Genomic DNA, 7,774 nt, shown 5'->3' on the forward strand with positions numbered 1-7,774 from the left:
GTTTAAAGATAGTAAATGCAGTTGATTTTCGTTAAAATAGAGAAAGGTCAGGAAGCTACCGACTTACAGACTGAAGAGGTGGGAGAGGTTTGAATAAACAGAAAAAAAAGAAAACGAAAGTGCCGTTCAGACTGAATATGGTGTTTTTTGCAGTATTTGTATTATTTTCGACGCTGATTTTAAGGCTGGGGATTGTGCAAATTGTGTACGGAGAGGATTTTAAAAGGGAAATCGAACGGACAGAAGATGTGACAGTAAATAACCCTGTTCCACGAGGGAAGATGTATGACCGAAATATGAAAGCAATCGTGGATAATACCCCTAGTATGGCGATTACCTATACGAAGAGCCAGAGTACAAAAACGAAAGAAATGCTTACTGTAGCTGAACGGCTTGCAAAATTAATCGTCAAGGATACGGAAGCTGATTTAAAGAAGATTGGGGAAAGAGACAAAAAAGACTACTGGATGATGAAAAATGAAGAAAGCGCCCGGGACAAAATCACCAAGGAAGAATGGCTGAAATATGATGAGAAAAAACTTGATGATAAGGCGATTTATAATATGCAGCTTGAACGGATCACGGAAGCTGAGTTGAATGAGTTTACAAAAGCGGATTTAGAGATTCTTGCTATTTTAAAAGAGATGATGAGTGGATATGCTCTGTCCCCTCAAATCATCAAAAAAGATTTAACCATTGAAGAATTTGCGATTGTAAGTGAAAATCTCGAAATGCTCCCTGGGGTGGATACAACTACAGACTGGGAACGTCAATATAGCTACGATAAAACATTAAGAACCATTCTGGGGAAAGTTAGTGATTCGGAAAAAGGTCTCCCAAAAGAAAAACTGGAATATTATCTTGCTAGAGGATACAGCAGAAATGATAGGGTAGGGTTGAGTTATATCGAGCAGCAATATGAAGATATTCTTCACGGACAGAAAGCAAAGGTAAAGAACATAACAGATAAAGGCGGCAATGTCCTTGATACTGAGGTGATATCAGAAGGACAACGGGGGAAAGATCTCGTGCTGACAATTGACATGGATCTTCAGCTTTCAGTGGATAAAATTATCGAAGAGGAATTATTAAAGGCGAAACAGACATCTGGGACTGGGCTCCTTGATAGGGCATTTGCCGTGTTGATGGACCCAAGTACGGGAGAAGTTTTGACACTGGCAGGAAAACAACTTGTCAAGGATGAAGCTACAGGCAAGAACGTTTTACAGGATTTTGCGAGTGGCAATTTCACGACTTCCTATAATGTCGGGTCTGCAGTAAAAGGTGCCACGATTTTAACGGGTTTTAGCACAGGAGCAATTAGCCCGGGAACAGAGTTTTTAGACACTCCGATAAAAATAAAAGGAACCAATCCAAAGAAATCATGGAAAGCAGGATTAGGTTACCTGGATGATCGCGATGCATTAAAGGTGTCGTCAAATGTATATATGTTCAGGACTGCCATCAATATTGGCAAAGGAAATTATCAGTATGATCAGCCGTTGGATATTGATCCGCAGGCTTTTGAGACAATGCGGAATCACTTCAGCCAATTTGGGCTTGGGGTCAGAACGGGAATCGACCTCCCGAATGAGATGGTCGGTTTTAAAGGAACAGCGAAACAGCCTGGTCTCCTGCTCGACTTTGCGATCGGACAATATGACACGTATACTCCTCTTCAATTGGCACAATATGTGTCCACAATTGCAAACGGCGGCAACAGACTTCAGCCGAGGATAGTCAAGGAAATCAGAGAACCAGTCATGAAAAATGATGAAGTTGGTCCTGTCGTGAATGAATTTGAGCCTGTCGTCTTGAATAAGGTTGATGCCAAGCCAGAATGGTTCGACAGAGTTCAGGAAGGCTTCAGGAGAGTTGCGCAGGAACCGGGGGGGACAGCTTATGGAACATTTATTTCTGCCGATTATAGACCAGCTGCAAAAACCGGGACAGCACAGGCATTTTATGACGGACCAAAAAGGAAAAATTATGATAAAACCCCAGAAGTTATGAATTTAAGCCTTGTTGCCTATGCACCATACGATAATCCAGAGATTGCCGTAGCCGTAGTGGTCCCGTGGGCGTATGAAGGGGATACAGGTCATCACGCTAATAATGATATCGGCAGAAGAATCCTCGATACGTATTTTGAATTGAAAAAGAAACGCAGTGAAGGCAATTTAAACCCGGCACAGTCCTCTCAGGAAGGCGAGAACGGAACGGGTGCAGAGCAGCCATAAAGAGATAAAGAGGAAGACAAACCAATCAACTTCTTAACTGTCTATAATAGGCAGTTTTTTTTATTGGGCTATGGGTATACTTTTAAAATAAATAAGGATAAAATATCTTCGAGAAACAAACAGTTTCTATCTATTCCTTGTTTCGACAGATTTACACATAATTCAACTAAATTTACAAAACCTTTACATTAGGTTAAAACAATGTTAAAAGTAAAGCTGTATTGTTACTCTTGTAGGACGTACCAACCATAACTGTAGGGGGAATTAGAAATGAAGAATGCGAAAAAAATCAGCCTGCTGTTAATCTTAGCAGCTTTAATGGTGTTTTCTGCAGCATGTGGCGGAACGAGCAATACTGCTGATCCAGGAACGAATGGTTCTAGTAACACTGATACCAATGGAACTGCAACAGAAAAACTTTCAGGCTCGTTGGTAATTTCAGGTTCATCTGCAATGCAGCCGCTAGTTGCAGCTGCTGCTGAAGAATTCATGGCTAAAAATCCAGATGTTGATGTTCAGGTAAATGCTGGCGGATCTGGTACTGGTCTTTCCCAAGTTGCTGAAGGCTCTGTCGATATTGGTAATTCCGATGTTTTCGCAGAGGAAAAGGAAGGAATTCCAGCCGATGAGCTTGTTGATCACAAAGTAGCTGTTGTTGGAATGGCTGCAGCTGTAAACCCAAATGTTGGAATCAATGATATCTCAAAAGAAGACCTAATCAAAGTGTTTACTGGCGAAATCACGAACTGGAAAGATCTTGGCGGAAAAGACCAAAAGATCGTCCTTGTAAACCGCCCGGACTCTTCTGGTACACGTGCTACTTTCGTGAAATATGCTCTTGATGATAAAACACCTGCTGAAGGAGTCACCGAAGATTCTTCAAACACAGTGAAAAAAATCATTAGCGAAACGGAAGGCGCAATTGGCTATCTTGCTTTCTCTTACTTCACTGATGATTCCGTAACACCACTCTCTGTAGATGGCGTTGAGCCTACTGACGAAAACGTCCAAAAAGGTAAATTTCCAATTTGGGCATATCAACACTCTTACACAAAAGGAGAGCCTAATGCTCTTGCTAAAGCTTTCATTGACTATATGATGAGCGATGAAATCCAAACAACTTTAGTGAAAGATCAAGGGTATATCCCAGGTTCAAAAATGGAAGTTGAACGTGATGCATAAGGAAATATGAAGTAATCACCTAACAAACTATATTCTTTAGGGTAAGTGCCTGTCGGCACTTACCCTCTTATAACGTATACGGGAGTGTCAAAATTTATGGAAAAATCGGTTCCAGCTAAAGAAAGACTGATAAAGTCCAAAAACAGCAGGATGAATGGGGAAGCAAGAGGAAGAATGCTCGTAACGGCCAGTGCGCTCATTATGATTTTCGCCACCGTTGCGATTACTATTTTTCTGGGGTCAAAAGGCTTACAGACATTTACAAAAAACGGCATTAGTCCAATTGAGTTTATAACCAGTACAAAATGGGATCCGACAAATGCTGAGAGTCCGCTATATGGTGCGTTTCCTTTTATTTTTGGCTCGTTTGCTGTCACCTTCCTTTCTGCATTGGTAGCTGCACCGCTCGGCATTGGCGGGGCGATATTCATGACCGAAATAGCACCTTCCTGGGGTCGGAAAGTGCTTCAGCCGGTCATAGAACTACTTGTCGGAATTCCTTCCGTTGTTTATGGATTCATAGGGCTTAGTGTGCTTGTGCCTTTTATTAGGGAAAATGTCGGAGGGCTAGGATTCAGCCTTTTGACAGGAACCATTGTTTTATCAATCATGATCCTACCTACTGTGACTTCGATTGCAACGGACGCGATGGCTTCCTTGCCAACAGCATTAAGAGAAGGTTCGCTTGCACTCGGAGCAACACGGTGGCAGACAATCCGCAAAGTGCTTATTCCCGCAGCATCTCCCACCCTTCTTACGGCGGTTGTGCTCGGAATGGCTCGTGCATTTGGGGAGGCTCTCGCGGTGCAGATGGTTATTGGGAATGTTCGTACCCTGCCGTCCAGTATCATCGATGCCTCTGCAACTTTGACAACGATTATAACTTTGAACATGGGCCACACAACTTATGGGAGTATAGAAAATAATACTCTATGGTCAATGGGGCTCCTCCTGTTGATTATGTCATTTGCTTTTATTCTCGTTATTCGGTATTTGTCTGCAAGGAGGAAAATATAAATGAACAGCAAGACAGCGGACAGAATTGCAACAGCAATCTTTGGTTTAATTGCTTTTATCATTGTCGCGATTTTAATTGGGTTGTTTGCCTATATTCTTGGCAATGGCCTTAAACATATTAGTATTGAGTTTTTAACAACTCCTTCAAGTAATGTCCTTGGCGGCAGCGGAATCAGGGACCAGTTATTTAATTCATTTTATATTCTATTCCTTACTATGGTGATCGCTGTACCTCTTGGTGTGGGAGGCGGTATCTATATGGCGGAATATGCGCGGCCCGGGAAAATAACTAATTTAATTCGTTCTTTTATTGAAGTTCTTGCATCTTTACCATCCATTGTAATAGGTATGTTCGGTTTGTTGATGTTTGTCAATCTCACTGGTTGGGGATATACCATCATAGGAGGGGCACTGGCCCTTACGATCTTTAACCTGCCTGTGATTGTAAGAGTAACGGAGGATGCGTTCAATTCTATTCAAGGTGATCAAAAAGAAGCGAGCCTTTCTCTCGGTGTCACCCATTGGCATACGATTAAACATGTCCTTCTTCCTAGTGCATTCCCTTCTATTCTGACAGGTGTAATTCTTGCATCTGGCCGGGTGTTTGGAGAGGCAGCTGCCCTATTATTCACTGCAGGCTTATCTACCCCGAGGCTTGACTATGGAAACTGGAATCCATTTTATGATAGGTCGCCATTAAATATTTTTCGTCCGGCAGAAACGTTAGCTGTCCATATTTGGTCTGTTAACACACAGGGAATTATTCCCGATGTTGTTGAAAAATCTGCTGGTGCGTCTGCTGTCCTTATCATAGCAGTCCTTATATTCAACTTATCCGCAAGATGGATCGGCAGCAAAATCCACAAAAAAATTACGGCAACTAAATAAAGGGGTGAAGTTGTTATGGCTACAACTCTGAAAGAAAAAAGCAACTCGCAAATAATGGATGAAAATAGGCGAAACGATATTGTTTTGGAAGTAAAGGACCTAAGTATTTATTATGGGGACAATCGCGCAGTAAATGGAATTTCTCTGGATATTGAAAAAAATGCGGTGACGGCTTTAATTGGCCCGTCAGGTTGCGGTAAGTCGACGTTTCTGCGGTCGATAAACAGAATGAACGATTTGATTCCTAGTGCAAGGGCAGAGGGAGAAATTAATTATGAGGGAATCAATCTTCTTGGAGATAATATTGATGTAGTTGCATTGAGAAAGGAAATAGGGATGGTTTTCCAAAAACCAAATCCCTTTCCTAAATCCATTTATGAAAATATAAGCTACGCTCTAAAATTTGCGGGCATTCACAAAAAGAGCGTGCTAAATGAAAAAGTAGAGGAAAGTCTTACAAAGGCAGCTCTTTGGGAGGAAGTGAAAGATCGTCTTCATACCTCAGCTCTGTCTCTATCGGGAGGTCAGCAGCAGCGCTTGTGTATAGCGCGTACGGTTGCGATGGAACCGACAGTCCTACTATTGGATGAACCTTCCTCAGCATTGGACCCAATTTCAAACGCGAAAGTGGAAGAGCTTGTTGTAGAGCTGAAAAACGATTATTCTATTATTATTGTCACACATAATATGCAGCAGGCTTCGCGAATTTCAGATAAAACAGCATTTTTCCTAAATGGAGATCTAATTGAGTTTGACAGGACAGAAAAAATCTTCACGAATCCTAGTGTTAAGAAAACAGAAGAGTATATTTCCGGACGGTTTGGATAAGGGGGAGCAATGTGTCTACTTTAACAACAACAGAACGAGTTTTTGATGTGAAGGATTTAAACCTTTGGTATGGTGATAATTTAGCATTAAAAAGTATCAATTTTCCGATTCATTATAACGAAGTAACCGCAATTATCGGACCATCGGGCTGTGGAAAATCAACATTTATTAAAACGCTCAACCTGATGATAAATATGATACCGGGTGTGAAAATGTCAGGTGAAATCAATTACCGAGGAAAAAATATTTTAAGCGATAAGGTGGACCTAGTTGAACTAAGAAAGAATGTAGGGATGGTGTTTCAGAAAGGAAACCCTTTTCCACAGTCGATATATGATAATATTGCGTATGGACCAAGGATACATGGCTTGAAAAAAAAGCAGGAACTTGATGAAATAATCGAGAAATCATTAATAGACGTTGCTCTTTGGGATGAGGTCAAGGACAGGCTAAATGCTCCTGCAATGGGATTATCAGGAGGCCAGCAACAGCGCTTGTGCATTGCAAGAGCCCTGACAACTAAGCCTGAAGTTCTTCTTATGGATGAACCAACTTCTGCGCTTGATCCTATTTCTACATCTAAAATCGAAGAACTCATATTTGAGCTGAAAGAAAAATATACTATAGTTATCGTCACTCATAATATGCAACAGGCTTCAAGAGTATCTGACAAGACAGCATTCTTTTTAATGGGAGAACTAATAGAACTTGATGACACGACAAAAGTATTTTCTCAACCGTATGATCAAAGAACAGAAGACTATATTTCGGGTCGATTCGGATAATAAGAAGGGGTGGAAAGATGGTAACAAGAACATTTTTTGATAATAATTTGAAAGAATTGAAAGAAAAAGTCCTTCACATGGGGGATGAGGCAAAGAAGGCTGTGATCCTCTCGATGGAATCGCTTGTAGAGCAGGATAGTGACAAGGCACAAGCTGTCATTGCCGGAGATAATAAAATCGATCATATGGATGAAGAAATTAATGAACAGGCAATTTTGCTAATCGCAAAAGAATCGCCAGTAGCAACGGATTTGCGAAAAATCATTGCTGCCCTGCGAGTCTCATCTGAAATTGAACGAATTGCCGATATGGCAGTAAATATTGCTAAGTCAACTCTCCACATCGGAGGGGAAAAGTATATTAAAGAGATTATTGAAATCCCGAAAATGCTGGAAATCAGCCTTGAAATGCTATCGGATTCCCTTACCTCCTTTTATGCGGAAGATGCACACTTGGCTAAAAAGTGTGCACAAAGGGATGATGAAGTCGATGAAATGTATGGACGTCTGATCAAAGAATTGATGGGCTACATCCCTCAAAAGCCTACAGCAACAAATCAGATAACCCAGTTGGCATTTGTATGCCGATATATTGAGCGAATAGGAGACCATACGACCAATATTGCAGAAAACGTTATTTATCTTGTTACTGGCAAAAATTATGATTTAAACGCCTAATGTGGCCTTGAATCCCATCCTGGTTCTGTCGTTTTGGAATCAGGATGGGATTTATTTTGTTTTTTACTTGACTCTTGCAAAAAAGTTGTCGCCTTGAGTTTTGTAGAGAACACTCAGATGCTAAGAACTTTTGTCGATTAAGAAAAATAAAAAAGGA

At 41.0% G+C, this 7,774-nt stretch carries 7 protein-coding genes; all 7 read left to right on the forward strand.

What is annotated here, in order from left to right; translation table 11 throughout:
• Positions 1–89 precede the first annotated feature (89 nt).
• Positions 90–2,240, forward strand: coding sequence for a peptidoglycan D,D-transpeptidase FtsI family protein (locus tag J2S25_RS13165; RefSeq protein ID WP_307192111.1), 2,151 nt, complete (start codon positions 90–92; stop codon positions 2,238–2,240).
• 270 nt (positions 2,241–2,510) lie between these two features.
• Positions 2,511–3,422: a phosphate ABC transporter substrate-binding protein gene (locus J2S25_RS13170; protein ID WP_307192112.1), complete on the forward strand. Its 912-nt coding sequence runs from the start codon at positions 2,511–2,513 to the stop codon at positions 3,420–3,422.
• Positions 3,423–3,518: 96 nt separating this feature from the next.
• Complete coding sequence (gene pstC / locus J2S25_RS13175; protein WP_044393132.1) at positions 3,519–4,439, forward strand: phosphate ABC transporter permease subunit PstC; 921 nt, start codon at positions 3,519–3,521, stop codon at positions 4,437–4,439.
• Positions 4,440–5,327 (forward strand): phosphate ABC transporter permease PstA, encoded by an 888-nt coding sequence (gene pstA / locus J2S25_RS13180; protein ID WP_307192113.1) that lies wholly within the window; start codon positions 4,440–4,442, stop codon positions 5,325–5,327.
• A gap of 54 nt (positions 5,328–5,381) precedes the next feature.
• Positions 5,382–6,155, forward strand: a complete 774-nt coding sequence (pstB, locus tag J2S25_RS13185) for a phosphate ABC transporter ATP-binding protein PstB (protein WP_241768462.1) — start codon at positions 5,382–5,384, stop codon at positions 6,153–6,155.
• Between the two features lie 11 nt (positions 6,156–6,166).
• Positions 6,167–6,940, forward strand: a complete 774-nt coding sequence (pstB, locus tag J2S25_RS13190; protein ID WP_307192114.1) for a phosphate ABC transporter ATP-binding protein PstB — start codon at positions 6,167–6,169, stop codon at positions 6,938–6,940.
• 17 nt (positions 6,941–6,957) lie between these two features.
• Positions 6,958–7,617, forward strand: coding sequence for a phosphate signaling complex protein PhoU (gene phoU, locus J2S25_RS13195; protein WP_307192115.1), 660 nt, complete (start codon positions 6,958–6,960; stop codon positions 7,615–7,617).
• The last annotated feature ends 157 nt before the right edge of the window (positions 7,618–7,774 follow it).

The sequence above is a fragment of the Mesobacillus stamsii genome, from assembly GCF_030814065.1.
GTDB classification, from domain to species: Bacteria; Bacillota; Bacilli; order Bacillales; family Cytobacillaceae; genus Mesobacillus; species Mesobacillus stamsii.